At 62.4% G+C, this 15,012-nt stretch carries 14 protein-coding genes; 8 read left to right on the top strand and 6 right to left on the bottom strand.

The window, feature by feature from the left end:
* Positions 1 to 244: 244 nt before the first annotated feature.
* Positions 245 to 691, top strand: a complete 447-nt coding sequence (locus BFP93_RS18225) for a response regulator (protein ID WP_065894120.1) — start codon at positions 245 to 247, stop codon at positions 689 to 691.
* 187 nt (positions 692 to 878) lie between these two features.
* Here BFP93_RS18225 and BFP93_RS18230 read toward each other — a convergent pair whose 3' ends face one another.
* The gene (locus BFP93_RS18230) at positions 879 to 3,056 is read right to left on the bottom strand and encodes a malate synthase G (protein ID WP_065894121.1); all 2,178 of its coding nucleotides are present in this window, start codon (positions 3,054 to 3,056) and stop codon (positions 879 to 881) included.
* A gap of 363 nt (positions 3,057 to 3,419) precedes the next feature.
* Between BFP93_RS18230 and BFP93_RS18235 the strand changes: the two genes are divergently transcribed.
* Positions 3,420 to 3,932: a glycine cleavage system protein R gene (locus tag BFP93_RS18235; RefSeq protein WP_065894122.1), complete on the top strand. Its 513-nt coding sequence runs from the start codon at positions 3,420 to 3,422 to the stop codon at positions 3,930 to 3,932.
* Between the two features lie 110 nt (positions 3,933 to 4,042).
* On the opposite strand, the gene rarD is transcribed toward BFP93_RS18235, so the two are convergent.
* From rarD to BFP93_RS18260, 5 genes are all read right to left on the bottom strand, one after another.
* Positions 4,043 to 4,927, bottom strand: a complete 885-nt coding sequence (rarD, locus tag BFP93_RS18240; RefSeq protein ID WP_065885467.1) for an EamA family transporter RarD — start codon at positions 4,925 to 4,927, stop codon at positions 4,043 to 4,045.
* Between the two features lie 191 nt (positions 4,928 to 5,118).
* Positions 5,119 to 6,093: a serine/threonine protein kinase gene (locus BFP93_RS18245; protein ID WP_065894123.1), complete on the bottom strand. Its 975-nt coding sequence runs from the start codon at positions 6,091 to 6,093 to the stop codon at positions 5,119 to 5,121.
* A gap of 167 nt (positions 6,094 to 6,260) precedes the next feature.
* The gene (locus BFP93_RS18250) at positions 6,261 to 8,159 is read right to left on the bottom strand and encodes a PhoX family protein (RefSeq protein ID WP_065894124.1); all 1,899 of its coding nucleotides are present in this window, start codon (positions 8,157 to 8,159) and stop codon (positions 6,261 to 6,263) included.
* A 79-nt stretch (positions 8,160 to 8,238) separates the two neighbouring features.
* Positions 8,239 to 9,003, bottom strand: a complete 765-nt coding sequence (locus tag BFP93_RS18255; protein ID WP_065894125.1) for a TOBE domain-containing protein — start codon at positions 9,001 to 9,003, stop codon at positions 8,239 to 8,241.
* 57 nt (positions 9,004 to 9,060) lie between these two features.
* Positions 9,061 to 9,798: a ComF family protein gene (locus tag BFP93_RS18260; protein ID WP_065894126.1), complete on the bottom strand. Its 738-nt coding sequence runs from the start codon at positions 9,796 to 9,798 to the stop codon at positions 9,061 to 9,063.
* A 92-nt stretch (positions 9,799 to 9,890) separates the two neighbouring features.
* Here BFP93_RS18260 and bioB point away from each other — a divergent pair, with 92 nt between their 5' ends.
* The 6 genes from bioB (at position 9,891) to BFP93_RS18290 (ending at position 14,808) form a co-directional block, all read left to right on the top strand.
* Complete coding sequence (gene bioB / locus BFP93_RS18265; protein ID WP_065894127.1) at positions 9,891 to 10,949, top strand: biotin synthase BioB; 1,059 nt, start codon at positions 9,891 to 9,893, stop codon at positions 10,947 to 10,949.
* An 83-nt stretch (positions 10,950 to 11,032) separates the two neighbouring features.
* Positions 11,033 to 12,214 (top strand): 8-amino-7-oxononanoate synthase, encoded by a 1,182-nt coding sequence (bioF, locus tag BFP93_RS18270; RefSeq protein ID WP_065885472.1) that lies wholly within the window; start codon positions 11,033 to 11,035, stop codon positions 12,212 to 12,214.
* Positions 12,207 to 12,938 carry an alpha/beta fold hydrolase gene (locus tag BFP93_RS18275; RefSeq protein WP_065894128.1) on the top strand — a complete coding sequence of 244 codons (732 nt, stop codon included), beginning with the start codon at positions 12,207 to 12,209 and terminating at the stop codon, positions 12,936 to 12,938. The genes bioF and BFP93_RS18275 overlap by 8 nt, the downstream gene beginning before the upstream one ends.
* Positions 12,931 to 13,743 (top strand): malonyl-ACP O-methyltransferase BioC, encoded by an 813-nt coding sequence (gene bioC / locus BFP93_RS18280; RefSeq protein ID WP_065894130.1) that lies wholly within the window; start codon positions 12,931 to 12,933, stop codon positions 13,741 to 13,743. The genes BFP93_RS18275 and bioC overlap by 8 nt, the downstream gene beginning before the upstream one ends.
* Positions 13,740 to 14,420: a dethiobiotin synthase gene (bioD, locus tag BFP93_RS18285; RefSeq protein ID WP_065894131.1), complete on the top strand. Its 681-nt coding sequence runs from the start codon at positions 13,740 to 13,742 to the stop codon at positions 14,418 to 14,420. Before bioC ends, bioD begins: the two co-directional genes overlap by 4 nt.
* A 106-nt stretch (positions 14,421 to 14,526) precedes the next feature.
* Positions 14,527 to 14,808 carry a pyrroloquinoline quinone biosynthesis protein PqqE gene (locus BFP93_RS18290; RefSeq protein WP_065894133.1) on the top strand — a complete coding sequence of 94 codons (282 nt, stop codon included), beginning with the start codon at positions 14,527 to 14,529 and terminating at the stop codon, positions 14,806 to 14,808.
* The last annotated feature ends 204 nt before the right edge of the window (positions 14,809 to 15,012 follow it).

A 15,012-nucleotide genomic window follows, 5' to 3' on the forward strand; every position in this document is an offset into this window, starting at 1 on the left:
AACAGTGACCGCAGTTTTTTTGTCGTTATCGTGCTGCATGGTCGACTGCTGCACGGCGGGTGCCCATTGGACGTAAGTCTAGGTCGGGGACCCCTGCGCAAAACTAGGGAAAAGCCTTACATGACTATCGTCCAAAACCCGTAGAACGCCCACTAGGCAAACTTTCCGACGAAGTGCACATTGTTCGCCCTTCCGCAGATGTCTGACGAGTGCTGGGAGATTGATAAGAATTGCTGAGAAACGTATGTCCGACCACGATATTTTGAGTGATGCCGAGCGCGAGGCGCTGAGCGCCGTGATGCTGGAGCCTGATTTACCGCCACAACGCGTGTTGATCGTGGACGACGACAAGGATGCGCGTGAACTGTTGGCGGAAATCCTCGGGCTGGACGGTATTCGCTGCATGACGGCTGACAACGGGGAGAGCGCGTGGGCGTTGTTGAAGTCGCACAGTTCCATTGGGTTGCTGATCACCGATTTGCGCATGGCGCCGAGCGACGGCTTGGAGTTGATCCGCCAGGTGCGCGAATCGCCCCGTGCGGCGTTGCCGATCATCATCATATCGGGGGACGCCGAAGCGCCGGATGTGATTGATGCGATGCATTTAAGCGTGGTGGACTTTCTGCTCAAGCCGATTGATAGCGAGAAGTTGGCGAAGCTGGTGAAGCGGGAGTTGGGGATGGATTCTTGACTGATCGTTCCCACGCTCTGCGTGGGAATGCCACCCGGGACGCTCCGCGTCCTGCTTTCAGCGCAGAGCCCGGCGCCAGCTCAAAGGTGACGCGGAGCGTCACGGGATGCATTCCCACGCGGAGCGTGGGAACGATCTATCAACCGCAAATAAAAAGCCCCGATCTCACGATCAGGGCTTTTTTCATTTACAGGCCATTTTTAGCCTTGAACTCCCGACGCCTGCGGTGCAACACCGGCTCGGTATAGCCATTCGGCTGTTTAGTCCCTTCAATCACCAACTCCACCGCCGCCTGGAACGCGATGTTGCTGTCGAAATCCGGCGCCAGCGGGCGGTACAGCGCGTCTCCGGCATTCTGGCGGTCCACCACCGGCGCCATGCGCTTGAGGCTTTCCATGACCTGGGCTTCATTGACGATGCCGTGGCGCAACCAGTTGGCAATGTGCTGGCTGGAGATGCGCAGGGTGGCGCGGTCTTCCATCAGGCCCACATCGTTGATGTCCGGCACCTTTGAACAACCGACGCCCTGGTCGATCCAGCGCACCACATAGCCAAGAATGCCCTGGGCATTGTTGTCCAGTTCGTTGCGGATCTCTTCTTCGGACCACTCGGTATTTTGCGCCAGAGGAATCGTCAGGATGTCATCCACCGAGGCGCGTTCACGCTTGGCCAACTCGGCCTGGCGGGCGAACACGTCGACCTTGTGGTAGTGCAATGCATGCAGTACAGCCGCCGTTGGCGACGGTACCCAGGCCGTGTTGGCGCCGGCCAGTGGGTGGGCGATTTTCTGTTCGAGCATAGCGGCCATCAGGTCGGGCATTGCCCACATGCCTTTACCGATCTGTGCACGCCCTTGCAGGCCGGTGCTCAAGCCGATATCGACGTTCCAGTTTTCGTAGGCGCCGATCCACTTCTCGGCTTTCATGGCGGCCTTGCGCACCATGGCGCCGGCTTCCATGGAGGTGTGGATTTCGTCGCCGGTGCGGTCGAGGAAGCCGGTGTTGATAAACACCACACGTTCGCTGGCCGCCTTGATGCAGGCCTTGAGGTTGACCGTGGTGCGGCGCTCCTCGTCCATGATCCCGACTTTCAGGGTGTTACGCGTAAGGTTCAGCACGTCTTCGATACGGCCGAACAGCTCGTTGGTGAACGCCGCTTCTTCGGGGCCGTGCATCTTCGGTTTGACGATGTACACGGAGCCGGTGCGGCTGTTCTTGCGCGAGCTGTTGCCGTTGAGGCTGTGGATCGCCGCCAGGCTGGTGAGCAGGCCGTCGAGGATGCCTTCCGGCACTTCGTTGCCGTCTTTATCGAGGATCGCGTCGATGGTCATCAAGTGGCCAACGTTGCGCACGAACAACAGCGAGCGTCCGTGCAGAGTGACGTCGTTGCCATCCACGCCGGTGTAGACGCGGTCAGGGTTCATGGTGCGGGTGAAGGTCTTGCCGCCCTTTGCCACTTCTTCGGCCAGGTCGCCCTTCATCAGGCCGAGCCAGTTGCGGTAGATCACCACTTTGTCGTCGGCATCCACGGCGGCGACGGAGTCTTCGCAGTCCATGATGGTGGTCAGCGCAGCTTCCACCAGCACGTCTTTGACGCCGGCGGCGTCGGTCTGGCCGACCGGGGTGCTGGCGTCGATCTGCAGCTCGAAGTGCAGGCCGTTGTGCTTGAACAGGATCGCAATCGGCTCGGCCGCCGGGCCCTGGAACCCGATCAGCTGCGCGTCGTCACGCAGGCCGCTGTTACTGCCGCCCTTGAGGCTGACGATCAGCTTGCCGTCGACGATCTTGTAGCCGGTGGAGTCAACGTGACTGCCGGCGCTGAGCGGCGCGGCTTCGTCGAGAAATGCGCGGGCGAAGGCGATGACCTTGTCGCCGCGCACTTTGTTGTAGCCCTTGCCCTTCTCCGCGCCGTCGGCTTCGCTGATGGCATCGGTGCCATACAGCGCGTCATACAGCGAACCCCAACGTGCATTGGAGGCATTGAGGGCGAAGCGGGCGTTCATCACCGGCACCACCAGTTGGGGGCCGGCCATGCATGCGATTTCGTCGTCGACGTTTTGGGTCGAGGCCTGGAAGTCTGCGGCTTCTGGCAGCAGGTATCCGATGTCTTGCAGGAAGGCTTTGTAGGCCACCGGGTCGTGGGCCTGGCCGGCATGGGTCTGGTGCCAGGTATCGATGCGCGCCTGGAAATCGTCGCGTTTGGCGAGCAGGGCTTTGTTCTTCGGCGCCAGGTCGTGAATGACCTTGTCGGCACCGGCCCAGAACTGGTCGGCAGTGATGCCGGTACCGGGAATGGCTTCGTTGTTCACGAAGTCGAACAGGACTTTGGCGACCTGCAGGCCACCGACTTGAACGTGTTCAGTCATTGCTTGCCTCACTCTGCGGAGCTTATGCGCTTTTTCAGATTTTCATTATGTAGTGCACGGTTGGGCATACTACATGATGACTTGCGGTTGTGAAAATTAGACTAAATACGTCGTTTAGCGACCCACTTTGGTCGGACGGTCACAGCGGAGAATCGGATGTTCTCAAAAAACTATTGGATTGTTCCAGATAAATATAAAAATGGTACACGATTTGTTTTCGAGCTACCGCGCGTCCACCTTGTAGGAGCGAGCTGGCTCGCGAAAAACCTGAGCGTACCGCTGATGTCAGTTTTTTCGCGTTATCGTTGATGACCTTCGCGAGCAAGCTCGCTCCTACAGGAATCGCACCCGAGGTATTTCGCCATGGATCATCTTGTACTCACAATTATTGCCGCCGACAAACCCGGCCTGGTTGAACGCATCGCGCACACCATCGCCGCCCAGGGTGGCAACTGGCTGGAAAGCCGCATGGCCCATATGGCCGGGCAGTTTGCCGGGATTCTGCGCGTCAGCGTTCCTGCAGAGAACCGTCAGGAACTGGTGGGAGTGCTGGAGGATTTATCCACCCACGGCATTCGCGTGCTGGTGGGCGAGGGCAGTTCCGGCCAGGCATCGGCTTGCAAATCGATTGTGATGACCCTGGTGGGCAATGATCGCGCCGGCATCGTGCGGGAGATCACTGCACTGTTGAGCAAGCAGGGCGTCAACCTGGAGCGCTTGAGCACCGACGTGCGCCCGGCCCCGATGAGCGGCGATCCGCTGTTCAACGCCGAGGCCTTGTTGCAAGTGCCGTCAAGCCTGTCCCTGGAGGCGTTGCAGGCGTCCCTGGAAACCCTGGCAGACGATCTGATGGTGGAATTGCGCAACGATGAATGAGCACCCATGAGGTTATGCATGGAAATCTTGCATGGACCTGTGGATAACCTTTGGGTCAATGTCTGCAAGCCAGGCCGGCTAAGGCTTGCAGAGCTTTGAGCGTTTTTTGATCAGCGTTTGCGCACGCTCAGCCAGATATCCACGCTGTACACCACCAGGCCCGCCCAGATAAAGGCAAAGGCGGTCAGCGTGCTGGGCGCCAGGTGTTCGCCGAACAGCAGCACGGCTTCCAGCAACACCAGGGTGGGCGCTACATACTGCAAAAAGCCCAGTGCGGTGTAAGGCAGATGCCGCGCGGCGGCGTTGAAACAGACCAGCGGGATCAGCGTCACGGGGCCTGCGGCCACCAGCCACCAGGCCTCGGAGGTGCTCCAGAATTCCAGCTGTGCGCTGTGGGCCGTCGGGTTGAACAGCAACCAGGCGATGGCAATCGGCACCAGCATCCAGGTTTCCACCACCAGCCCCGGCAGGGCTTTGACCGGCGCCTGTTTACGGATCAGCCCGTAGAAGCCAAAGGTCAGCGCCAGTACCAGCGATACCCACGGCAAACTGCCCACTTGCCACACCTGTTGCGCCACACCGACCGCCGCCAGGACCACGGCCACCCATTGCAGGCGGCGCAGGCGTTCGCCGAGCAGCAGCATCCCCAGCAGTACGTTGACCAGCGGGTTGATGTAGTAACCCAGGCTCGCTTCCAGCATGCGCCCGGTGTTGACCGACCATACATACGTCAGCCAGTTGGCCGCGATCAATGAACCGCTGAGGGCCAGGATCGCCAGGCGCCTGGGGTTGTCGCGCAGTTCGCGAAACCAGCCCGGGTGTTTCCACACCATCAGCAGCAAGCCACCGAACAGTGCCGACCACAGCACGCGATGCACGATGATCTCAGCGGCGGGGACACTGGCAATGGCTTTGAAATAGAGCGGGAACAGGCCCCAGGTGATATAGGCGCTTAGGCCCAGGATGTACCCCTTGCGGGGGTTTGCGGCGTGCATTGCAGAATCCTTGCTTAGGCAGCTAACAAAGCGCAATTGTAAGGATATTTGTCAGGCAATGGGGACCTGCTTTTTGTAGGAGCGAGCTTGCTCGCGAAGATCGTCAACGATAACGCGGGAGGCCTGTTGCCCAATGGCGCTCTCGGGTTTTTCGCGAGCAAGCTCGCTCCTACAGGAGAGCGTCGCGTTGCTCAGAACAGTTTCAAGGGTTCTTCATTGAGGGCCGACAGCTGCTCACGCAACGCCAGCACCTGGTCACCCCAATAGCGCTCGCTGCCAAACCACGGGAAGCTGTGGGGAAAGGCCGGGTCGTCCCAGCGCCGCGCCAGCCAGGCGCTGTAGTGCATCAGGCGCAGGGCGCGCAAGGGTTCGATCAGGGCCAGTTCACGCGGGTCGAAGTCGTGGAACTCCTGGTAGCCGTCCATCAATTCCGACAGTTGACCCAGGCATTCCTGGCGGTCGCCGGCGAGCATCATCCACAGGTCCTGTACCGCAGGGCCCATGCGGCAGTCATCCAGGTCGACGATGTGGAACATCTCGTCGCGGCACATCATGTTGCCGGGGTGGCAGTCGCCGTGCATGCGGATGTTCTTGTGCGGGGTGGCCTTGTAGACCTCTTCCACACGTTTGAGCAGGTCGCGCGCCACGGACTCGTAGGCCGGCAACAGGCTTTTGGGAATGAAGTTGCCTTCGAGCAGGGTGGCCAAAGAATCGTGACCGAAGTTCTTCACGCCGAGGGCTTCGCGGTGTTCGAACGGGCGGGTGGACCCCACCGCGTGCAAGCGACCCAGCAGTTGCCCGAGGCGGTACAGCTGGTCGAGGTTGCCCGGCTCCGGCGCGCGGCCGCCACGGCGTGGAAACAGGGTGAAGCGGAAACCCTGGTGCTCGAACAGGCTTGCGCCGTTGTGGATCAGCGGGGCGACCACCGGCACGTCGCACTCAGCCAGTTCGAAGGTGAAGCGGTGTTCTTCCAGGATCGCTTCGTTGGTCCAGCGCTGGGGCCGATAGAACTTGGCGATCAGCGGTTCGGAATCTTCGATGCCCACCTGATACACGCGGTTTTCGTAGCTGTTGAGCGCCAAAATGCGCGCATCGCTGAGAAAACCGATGCTTTCGACGGCGTCGAGGACCAGGTCGGGGGTGAGTGTTTCAAACGGGTGGGCCATGCGAACTCCTGCGCGCAGCAGGTCGCCGCGTCCGGCCGGGTATGGTAACCCAGCGGGCTTGAGATAGGGGGCGACTGTGGGATCGCCATCGGGGGCAAGCCCCCTCCCACATTTAACTGTATTCACAAATCAAGTGTGGGAGGGGGCTTGCCCCCGATGAGGCCCTGTCAGGCGCCGACAACCCCACCATCATCGCGCCGGATCGCCAGCACCGACGAACGCGGCTTGCCGTTCGGCAGATGCTCCGGCCACGTCGAGCCGCCGGTTTCGCCAGGGTGCTGAATACCCACAAACAGGGTTTTCTGATCCGGCGAAAAGCTGATCCCGGTGACTTCACACGCCACCGGCCCGACCATGAAGCGACGAATCTCCCCGGTGCCCGGGTCGGCGCACAGCATCTGGTTGTTGCCCATGCCGGCGAAGTCGCCCGCGTTGCTGTAGTCGCCGTCGGTGAGAATCCACAGGCGGCCGGCCTTGTCGAAACCCAGGCCGTCCGGGCTGTTGAACATGTTTTGCGGATTGATGTTGGACGAGCCGCCCTTCGGCGAGCCCGCGTGTACGCCGGGGTTGCCGGCGACGACGAACAGGTCCCAGGTGAAGTCCGTGGCTCCGTGGTTATCGGCGTCGGCCTTCCAGCGCAGGATCTGGCCGTAGACGTTCTTCTCGCGCGGGTTGGGCCCGCCCACCGGCTGGCCGTCTTCGCCGCGCTTGGCGTTGTTGGTGAGGGTGCAGTAGACCTGGCCGTCCATGGGGCTGACCACGATCCATTCCGGGCGGTCCATGCGCGTGGCTTTCACCACGCTGGCGGCCAGGCGGGCATGGATCAGCACTTCGGCCTGGCTGGCAAAGCCTGTACCGGCATCGATACCGTTTTTGCCGTGGGTGAGTTCGACCCATTGGCCCTTGCCCCTGGGATGATCGGCATCGCCATTGCCCGCGTCGAAGATCGCCACGTACAAGGTGCCGTGATCGAGCAAATCCTTGTTGGCTTTCGGGTTGTCGTGGTTGATCGGATCGCGGCTGACGAACTTGTAGATGAATTCGCCGCGCTCGTCATCGCCCATGTACACCACCGCGCGTCCGTCGCGGGTCTCGGCCAGGGCCGCGTTTTCGTGCTTGAAGCGGCCCAGGGCGGTGCGCTTGACCGGGGTGGATTGCGGGTCGAACGGGTCGATTTCCACCACCCAGCCGTGGCGATTGAGTTCGTTGGGGTTCTTGGCGATGTCGAAGCGCGGGTCGTGGGGGTGCCAGTTGATGTCCTTGCTGGCGGCGACCGCGCCGTAGCGTTTTTGCCCGGCGTCGAAGGCCTGCTGTGGGTTGCTGCTGCCGAAACAGTCGGTGAAGTTCTCTTCGCAGGTGAGATAAGTGCCCCACGGAGTCTTGCCGTTGGCGCAGTTCTGGAAGGTGCCCAGGGCGTGCTTGCCGGTGTTGTCGGCGCTGGTTTTCAGCCAGTCGTGGCCGGCGGCGGGACCGCTCAGGCGGATCGGCGTGTTGCCGTGGATGCGCCGGTTGTAGCGTGAATCCTGGACGAACTGCCAGGTATCGCCCTTGCGCTGAATTTCGATCACCGACACGCCTTCGCTGGCCAGGGCCTTGCGCACGTCTTCGGCCGATTGCGGTGCGCCGCCGTGGGCGTAGAGGTAGCGGTAGTTGGTGTATTCGTTGTTGATCGCCATCAAGGCGCGGTTGTCATCGCCGGGGAAGGGAAACAGGCTCATGCCGTCATTGTTGTCGCCGAACTGCTGTTCCTGGGCCTTGGCCGTGCCGTTGCCGGAGGGGTCGAAGGCCGGCGCCTGGGTGCTCAAGGGCTGGCCCCAGCTGATCAGCACCGAGGCGCTGTAGCCGGGCGGCAGGGTGATGGTGTCACTGGTGGCGGCGGCGATGCCGGTGAAGCCCAGCAACGGGCTGGCAGACGCGGCGTTCACGGCCAGGGCGCTGCGGCTGAGCAGGTTGCCACCCAGGAACATCGCCGCGCCGCACAGGGCGCCGGCGCCGATAAAGCGGCGACGGGTAAGGCCGATCATCTGTTCGAGGTCAGTGGCTTGGTTTTCTTCCAGCAGGCTCATGTCAGGCTCCTTACGGTTTTTGCAGACACCTTAAGGAGCGGGCGTGACGAAATTGTTGCAGTTTGATGGCGCGTGCTCGCTACACCGGGGTGCCGAGCAATACCTGGCCGGGGGCGAATTGCACCTGGATCGGCCGGCCAGGCGCGGCGTCGAGTGCGCTCAGTACGGCGGGCTGCGCCAGGGCACACAGCACCTGACCGCTGGGCAGGCCGATGCGGACTTCGCTGGGACCGTCTTCAGCGTCGAGAATCGTCTCGATGACACCGCTCAGGCAATTGTGTCCAAGTGTTGCGGTTTGCCCGGTGGCCAGTAATTCCAGCCAGCCGGCCTTGATCAGGGCCACCACTTCTACGCCGGGCTCCAGCTCCAGCCGTTGCGTGCTGTCGTGCGTGATGTGTGCCTCCAGGTACAGGCCACCCGCCAGTTCCAGGCGCACCGTGTCATTACGCCCATGGCGCTCGATGGCGCTGACTTGGCCATGCAGCTGATTGCGCGCACTGGTGCGCAGCATCAGGCGGCCCAGCAAATTGAAGTCGCGGGCCGCTTCGTCGGTGGCGAGCACCTCGGCTTGCAAGGCTTGCAGGCGCTGATAAAGGCGCAGCACGCGCTCACCTTCGCTTGTCAGCCTGGCGCCGCCACCGCCTTTGCCGCCGACGCTGCGCTCCACCAACGGCGTTTGCGCCAGGTTGTTCAGTTCATCGATGGCGTCCCACGTGGCTTTGTAGCTCAACCCGGCACTTTTGGCGGCACGGGTGATGGACCCCTGTTCGGCGATATGCGCCAGCAACGCGATGCGCTGAGGGCGGCGGATGATGTGCTGGCTGAGCGGCGAGGGCAGGGACATGGGGATACGCCTGGCTGGAATGAGCGGACGTTGCCGCCCGGCGGCCCGGGAGTCAAGTCATGTGCCGGGTTTGGGCGTGCGGGCCAGGCAATACACATCGACCTGACGCGCACCGGCCTTCATCAATAACCGCGCCAGGCTGTGGGCGGTGGCACCGGTGGTCAGCACATCGTCCACCAGCGCCAGGTGCCGGCCCTGCACCCAGGCGCCGGGTGCCAGGGCGAAGGCATTGAGCAGGTTGCGTTTGCGCGTTTTGGCGTCGAGGTCTTGTTGCGCGACGGTTTCCTGGGGGCGTAGCAACAGGTGCTCATCGCAGGGGATGTCCAGATCGGCACTGAGCCAGCGCGCCAGCATCACGGCCTGGTTATAGCCACGCTGGCGCAGACGCTTGGGGGGCATCGGTACCGGTAGCAGGCAATCGGGGCGGCTGAGTTCGGCATTCTCGAACCGATGTTGCAGCAGCCGCCCGAGCAAGCGTCCCAGCAGATGCCCCAACGGCCAGCGCGCCTGATGCTTGAACCGGCTGATCAGGCTGTCCACCGGGAAGCTGTAGGTCCAGGGCGCAATCACTTGTTGATACGCAGGCGGATGTTTCTGGCATTGGCCGCACGCCAAGCCGTCCATGGGCAAGGGCAGGGCGCAGACGTCACAGCGCTCCATCAGCCACGGCAGTTCGGTTTCGCAGGCGTTGCACACACAATCGTCGCTTTCGGCGTGCTCATCGCAGATCAAACAGGTTTGTACGCTTTTTAACCAGATGTAAACCTGGTGTTTGTGGCTTGGTTGACAGTGCATGAATCTTCCTTAAATATGCCGAGCATCCGTGTCGTACCTGTGGGTATTGCCCTTCCCGCAGCGTTAGCCAAAGCATAATCAAGGAATCGCCCATGAGCGCCAGCACCTCTGCCACCCTGCGTCACGATTGGTCTTTGGCCGAAGTCAAAGCCCTTTTCGTGCAGCCGTTCAATGACCTGTTGTTCCAGGCGCAGACCGTGCACCGCGCTCATTTCGACGCCAATCGGGTGCAGGTCTCCACGCTGCTGTCGATCAAAACCGGCGCCTGTCCGGAAGATTGCAAATATTGTCCGCAGTCGGGTCACTACAACACCGGCCTGGAAAAAGAAAAGCTGATGGAGGTGCAGAAAGTCCTCGAAGAGGCTGCCCGCGCCAAGGCCATCGGTTCGACGCGTTTCTGCATGGGCGCCGCCTGGAAACATCCATCGGCCAAAGACATGCCCTACGTGCTGGAGATGGTCAAGGGCGTGAAGGCCATGGGCCTGGAAACCTGCATGACCCTCGGCCGTCTCGATCAGGACCAGACCGCCGCATTGGCCCAGGCCGGCCTCGACTACTACAACCACAACCTCGATACCTCGCCGGAATTCTACGGTTCGATCATCACCACGCGTACCTACAGCGAACGCCTGCAGACCCTGGCCTATGTGCGTGAATCGGGGATGAAGATCTGCTCCGGCGGTATTCTCGGCATGGGCGAGTCCCTCGATGACCGCGCCAACCTGCTGATCCAATTGGCCAACCTGCCGGAGCATCCGGAGTCGGTGCCGATCAACATGCTGGTCAAGGTGGCCGGTACGCCGTTGGAAAACGCCAAGGACATCGACCCGTTCGACTTCATCCGCATGCTGGCGGTGGCGCGCATTCTGATGCCGCAATCCCATGTGCGCCTGTCGGCCGGCCGTGAGGCGATGAACGAGCAGATGCAGGCCCTGGCGTTCTTTGCCGGCGCCAACTCGATTTTCTATGGCGACAAGCTGCTGACCACCGCCAACCCGCAGGCGGACAAGGACATGCAACTGTTCGCGCGCCTCGGGATCCTGCCGGAGGCGCGTGAAGAGCATGCCGACGAAGTGCATCAGGCGGCCATTGAACAGGCGTTGGTGGAGCAGAAGAGCAGCGAGCAGTTCTACAACGCCGCCGCCGTTTGATTGAAATGCATTTAAAAGGTGGGAGGGGGGCAAGCCCCCTCCCACCTTTTGAACCGCGAACACCCTGCTGAATCGAGGCCTGCATGTCTTTCGATCTCGCCGCGCGCCTCGCTGCCCGCCGTGCCGAACACCTTTACCGTCAACGCCCCTTGCTGGAGAGCCCCCAGGGCCCGGAAGTGGTGGTGGACGGCAAGCCGCTGCTTGCGTTTTGCAACAATGACTACCTCGGCCTGGCCAACCATCCGCAGGTGATAGAAGCCTGGCGCGCCGGTGCTTCCCGCTGGGGCGTGGGCGGTGGCGCGTCGCACCTGGTGGTGGGGCATGCCACGCCGCACCATGAGCTGGAAGAAGCCCTGGCCGACTTGACCGGGCGCCCGCGTGCGTTGCTGTTTACCACCGGCTACATGGCCAACCTCGGCGCGGTCACCGCCTTGGTGGGGCAGGGCGATACCGTGCTGGAAGATCGTCTGAACCACGCGTCGTTGCTGGATGCCGGTTTGTTGTCCGGGGCACGGTTTACCCGTTACCTGCATAACGACGCTGCCAGCCTGGCCAAGCGCCTGGAGAAAGCCACCGGTAACGCACTGGTGGTGACCGATGGCGTATTCAGCATGGATGGCAACCTCGCCGATCTGCCGGCACTGGCCCGCGAAGCCAGGGCCAGGGGCGCCTGGTTGATGGTGGACGACGCCCACGGCTTCGGCCCGCTGGGCGCCAATGGCGCGGGGATCGTCGAGCATTTTGGCTTGAGCCAGGAAGACGTGCCGGTGTTGGTCGGCACCCTCGGCAAAGCCTTCGGCACCGCCGGTGCCTTTGTGGCGGGCAGTGAAGAACTGATCGAAAGCCTGATTCAATTCGCCCGGCCCTACATCTACACCACCAGCCAGCCGCCGGCGCTGGCCTGCGCCACCCTCAAAAGTCTGGAGCTGCTGCGTACCGAGCATTGGCGCCGCGAGCACCTCAACGGGTTGATCCGTCAGTTCCGCCAGGGCGCCGAGCAGATCGGCCTGGCGTTGATGGACAGTTTTACGCCGATCCAACCGATCCTGATGGGCGACAGCGCACGAGCCTTGCGCCTGTCGCAGATGCTGCGCGAGCGCGGGCTGATGGTGACGGCGATCCGCCCCCCCACCGTGCCCGCCGGCAGCGCCCGTTTGCGCGTGACATTGACGGCGGCCCACAGCGCAGCCCAGGTGCAGCTATTGTTAAACGCATTGGAAGCGTGTTTCCGGTTGTTAAACACCACGGAGCCCGAGCATGCGTGATCGATTGGTATTGCTGCCCGGCTGGGGCCTTGGCGTGTCGCCGCTGGAACCGCTGGCCGCGGCGTTGTACGGCTTGAATGAACACTTGCACGTGCAGATCGAACCGTTGCCGGCCCTGGATTCCAGCGACCTGAGCGAATGGCTCGACGAACTGGATGCCACGCTGCCGGACAATACCTGGCTCGGCGGCTGGTCCCTGGGCGGCATGCTCGCCTCGGAGCTGGCGGCACGCCGCGCGGAGCGTTGCTGCGGATTGCTCACCCTGGCGAGCAATCCGTGTTTTGTCGCCCATGACGGTTGGCCGCAGGCGATGCCTGCCGAAACATTCGACGCGTTCCTCGCCGGCTGCCACGCCGATTCCCAGGTTACCCTCAAGCGCTTTGGCCTGTTGTGCGCCAAGGGCGCGGCCGACCCGCGCGGGCTCTCGCGTTTGCTGGTCAGTGGCGCACCGAATACCTCGCCCAGCGTGTTGATGCCCGGCCTGGAATTGCTTGCCCAATTGGACACCCGCGCCGCCTTGCAGGCGTTTCGCGGGCCGCAACTGCACCTGTTTGCCGGTCAGGATGGGCTGGTGCCGGCCGAAGCCGCCAGTGACTTGCTGGCGCTGCTGCCCGATGTGGAAATCGGCCTGATTGAACAGGCCGGTCACGCTTTTCTTCTGGAGGACCCCCACGGTGTAGCGGGGGCCATCCAGGCTTTTTTGCATGAGTGCGTCGATGACTGATCTATCCCACCCCCACCTGCCGGGCGCCTTGCCCGACAAGCGCCAGGTGGCCGCTTCGTTCTCCCGGGCTGCGGCCAGTTATGACAGCGTGGCCGAGTTGCAGCGGGCGGTTGGGCATGCCCTGCTCGCGCAATTACCGGCGGGGCTCGCGCCACAACGCTGGCTCGACCTGGGCTGCGGCACGGGCTATTTCAGCCGTGCACTGGGTGAGCGCCTGCCTGCCAGCCAGGGCATCGCGCTGGATATCGCCGAAGGCATGCTCAAGCATGCGCGGCCTGCTGGCGGCGCGCAGCACTTCATCGCCGGCGATGCGGAACGCTTGCCCCTGAAGACTGGCAGCTTCGAGCTGATGTTCTCCAGCCTGGCGGTGCAGTGGTGTGCGAACTTCGACGCAGTCCTCAGTGAGGCCTTTCGCGTGCTGCAACCGGGCGGTGTGCTGGCCTTTGCCAGCCTGTGCGTGGGCACGCTGGATGAGCTGCGCGAGAGCTGGCGCGCGGCGGATGGCTGGGTTCACGTCAACCGTTTTCGCACCTTCGAGGCTTATCAGCAGATGTGCGCCGCCAGTGGTTTTCGGGTGACCCGCCTGGAGCGGCGGCCCCATGTCCTGCATTACCCGGACGTGCGCAGCCTGACCCATGAGTTGAAAGCATTGGGCGCACACAACCTCAACCCGGGGCGCCCGGGAGGGTTGACGGGGCGCGCGCGGATTGCGGCATTGGTGCAGGCCTACGAGCAGTTCCGTCAGCCCCATGGCCTGCCCGCTACGTACCAAGTGGTGTACGCCGTACTGGAGAAACCGCTATGAACGCCGCTTATTTCATCACCGGCACCGACACCGACGTGGGCAAGACCACCATTGCCGCCGGCCTTCTGCATGCCGCGCGCCAGGCGGGTAAAACCACGGCGGCGGGAAAACCCGTGGCGTCGGGCTGCCAGGTCACGCCCAAGGGCTTGCGTAACGCCGATGCCCTGGCGCTGCTTGCCGAATGTTCGTTGCCGTTGACCTATGCCGAGGTCAACCCGGTGGCGTTGGAACCGGCGATTGCGCCGCATCTGGCGGCACGTGAGGCGGGCGTTGCGCTGACAGTGCAATCCTTGCTCCAGCCCATGCAGCGGATTCTCGGACACAACGCGGACTTCACGTTGATCGAGGGCGCAGGGGGGTGGCGCGTGCCGCTGGCCGATCAAGCCAACCTGTCGGACCTGGCCATTGCGCTCAAGTTACCGGTGATCCTGGTGGTGGGTGTGCGTCTGGGGTGTATCAGCCATGCGTTGCTGACCGCCGAAGCGATCGCGCGCGATGGATTGCCGCTGGCCGGTTGGGTGGCCAATATCATCGACCCGAAGACCTCTCGTCTGGAAGAGAACCTCGCCACCCTGGCCGAGCGTTTGCCGGCGCCCTGCCTTGGACGGGTGCCGAAACTCAAGCATGCCGGGGCAGCCGAGGTGGCCGCTTACCTGCAAATGGACCTGCTTGACTGATTTTGGCTATCGCTAAGGCAATGTGCCATTAGTGTTTTTAACGGGCCTTTCGCCAGGATGTCTGGTTCAATTGGCCTTCACGATTCTCTAAAGGCAGGCTTACGCCATGGAAATCTCTGGAAGCAGCGCGTTTTATTCGGGCCTGAGCACCATCCAGGCCGGGCAGAACCGTGTCGACCAGGCCGCTGGGAAGATCGCCAGTGCGTCGACGACCCAGCCATCGGCCGCGCAAAGCGACCGTCTGCAAGCCAATGATCGTGCTCAGGCGTCCAACTCGGCGAGCAATATGGTCGAAATGGCCCAAGGCAAGTTTCAAGTGGAGCTGGGCGCGAAAGTCGCCAAGGCTTCGGACGAAATGCTCGGTACGTTGATCGATACCTACGCCTGATTCCCCTGAGGCATGCCATTTAAAATGTGGGAGGGGGGCTTGCCCCCGATAGCCAATATCTACACAACTTAGGCTATAGCCACGAACGCTAACCACGATGCGAAGCGAGGCGCTCTTGATCTGGCTTTTGATCTTGATCTCAGGCGCCCCGTTAAACCACGCTGGCCGAACGCAGGCTTGAATCCGTGGGTAACCCGGCAGGAC

Origin of the sequence: Pseudomonas sp. 44 R 15 (genome assembly GCF_900004965.1) — a bacterium.
In the GTDB taxonomy this organism is placed as follows: domain Bacteria; phylum Pseudomonadota; class Gammaproteobacteria; order Pseudomonadales; family Pseudomonadaceae; genus Aquipseudomonas; species Aquipseudomonas orientalis_A.

Excerpts from the sequence above, each read along its gene's own strand:
- BFP93_RS18225 (WP_065894120.1), top strand. The coding sequence starts at position 245 with ATGTCCGACCACGATATTTTGAGTGATGCCGAGCGCGAGGCGCTGAGC.
- BFP93_RS18230 (WP_065894121.1), bottom strand. The coding sequence starts at position 3,056 with ATGACTGAACACGTTCAAGTCGGTGGCCTGCAGGTCGCCAAAGTCCTG.
- BFP93_RS18235 (WP_065894122.1), top strand. The coding sequence starts at position 3,420 with ATGGATCATCTTGTACTCACAATTATTGCCGCCGACAAACCCGGCCTG.
- rarD (WP_065885467.1), bottom strand. The coding sequence starts at position 4,927 with ATGCACGCCGCAAACCCCCGCAAGGGGTACATCCTGGGCCTAAGCGCC.
- BFP93_RS18245 (WP_065894123.1), bottom strand. The coding sequence starts at position 6,093 with ATGGCCCACCCGTTTGAAACACTCACCCCCGACCTGGTCCTCGACGCC.
- BFP93_RS18250 (WP_065894124.1), bottom strand. The coding sequence starts at position 8,159 with ATGAGCCTGCTGGAAGAAAACCAAGCCACTGACCTCGAACAGATGATC.
- BFP93_RS18255 (WP_065894125.1), bottom strand. The coding sequence starts at position 9,003 with ATGTCCCTGCCCTCGCCGCTCAGCCAGCACATCATCCGCCGCCCTCAG.
- BFP93_RS18260 (WP_065894126.1), bottom strand. The coding sequence starts at position 9,798 with ATGCACTGTCAACCAAGCCACAAACACCAGGTTTACATCTGGTTAAAA.
- bioB (WP_065894127.1), top strand. The coding sequence starts at position 9,891 with ATGAGCGCCAGCACCTCTGCCACCCTGCGTCACGATTGGTCTTTGGCC.
- bioF (WP_065885472.1), top strand. The coding sequence starts at position 11,033 with ATGTCTTTCGATCTCGCCGCGCGCCTCGCTGCCCGCCGTGCCGAACAC.
- BFP93_RS18275 (WP_065894128.1), top strand. The coding sequence starts at position 12,207 with ATGCGTGATCGATTGGTATTGCTGCCCGGCTGGGGCCTTGGCGTGTCG.
- bioC (WP_065894130.1), top strand. The coding sequence starts at position 12,931 with ATGACTGATCTATCCCACCCCCACCTGCCGGGCGCCTTGCCCGACAAG.
- bioD (WP_065894131.1), top strand. The coding sequence starts at position 13,740 with ATGAACGCCGCTTATTTCATCACCGGCACCGACACCGACGTGGGCAAG.
- BFP93_RS18290 (WP_065894133.1), top strand. The coding sequence starts at position 14,527 with ATGGAAATCTCTGGAAGCAGCGCGTTTTATTCGGGCCTGAGCACCATC.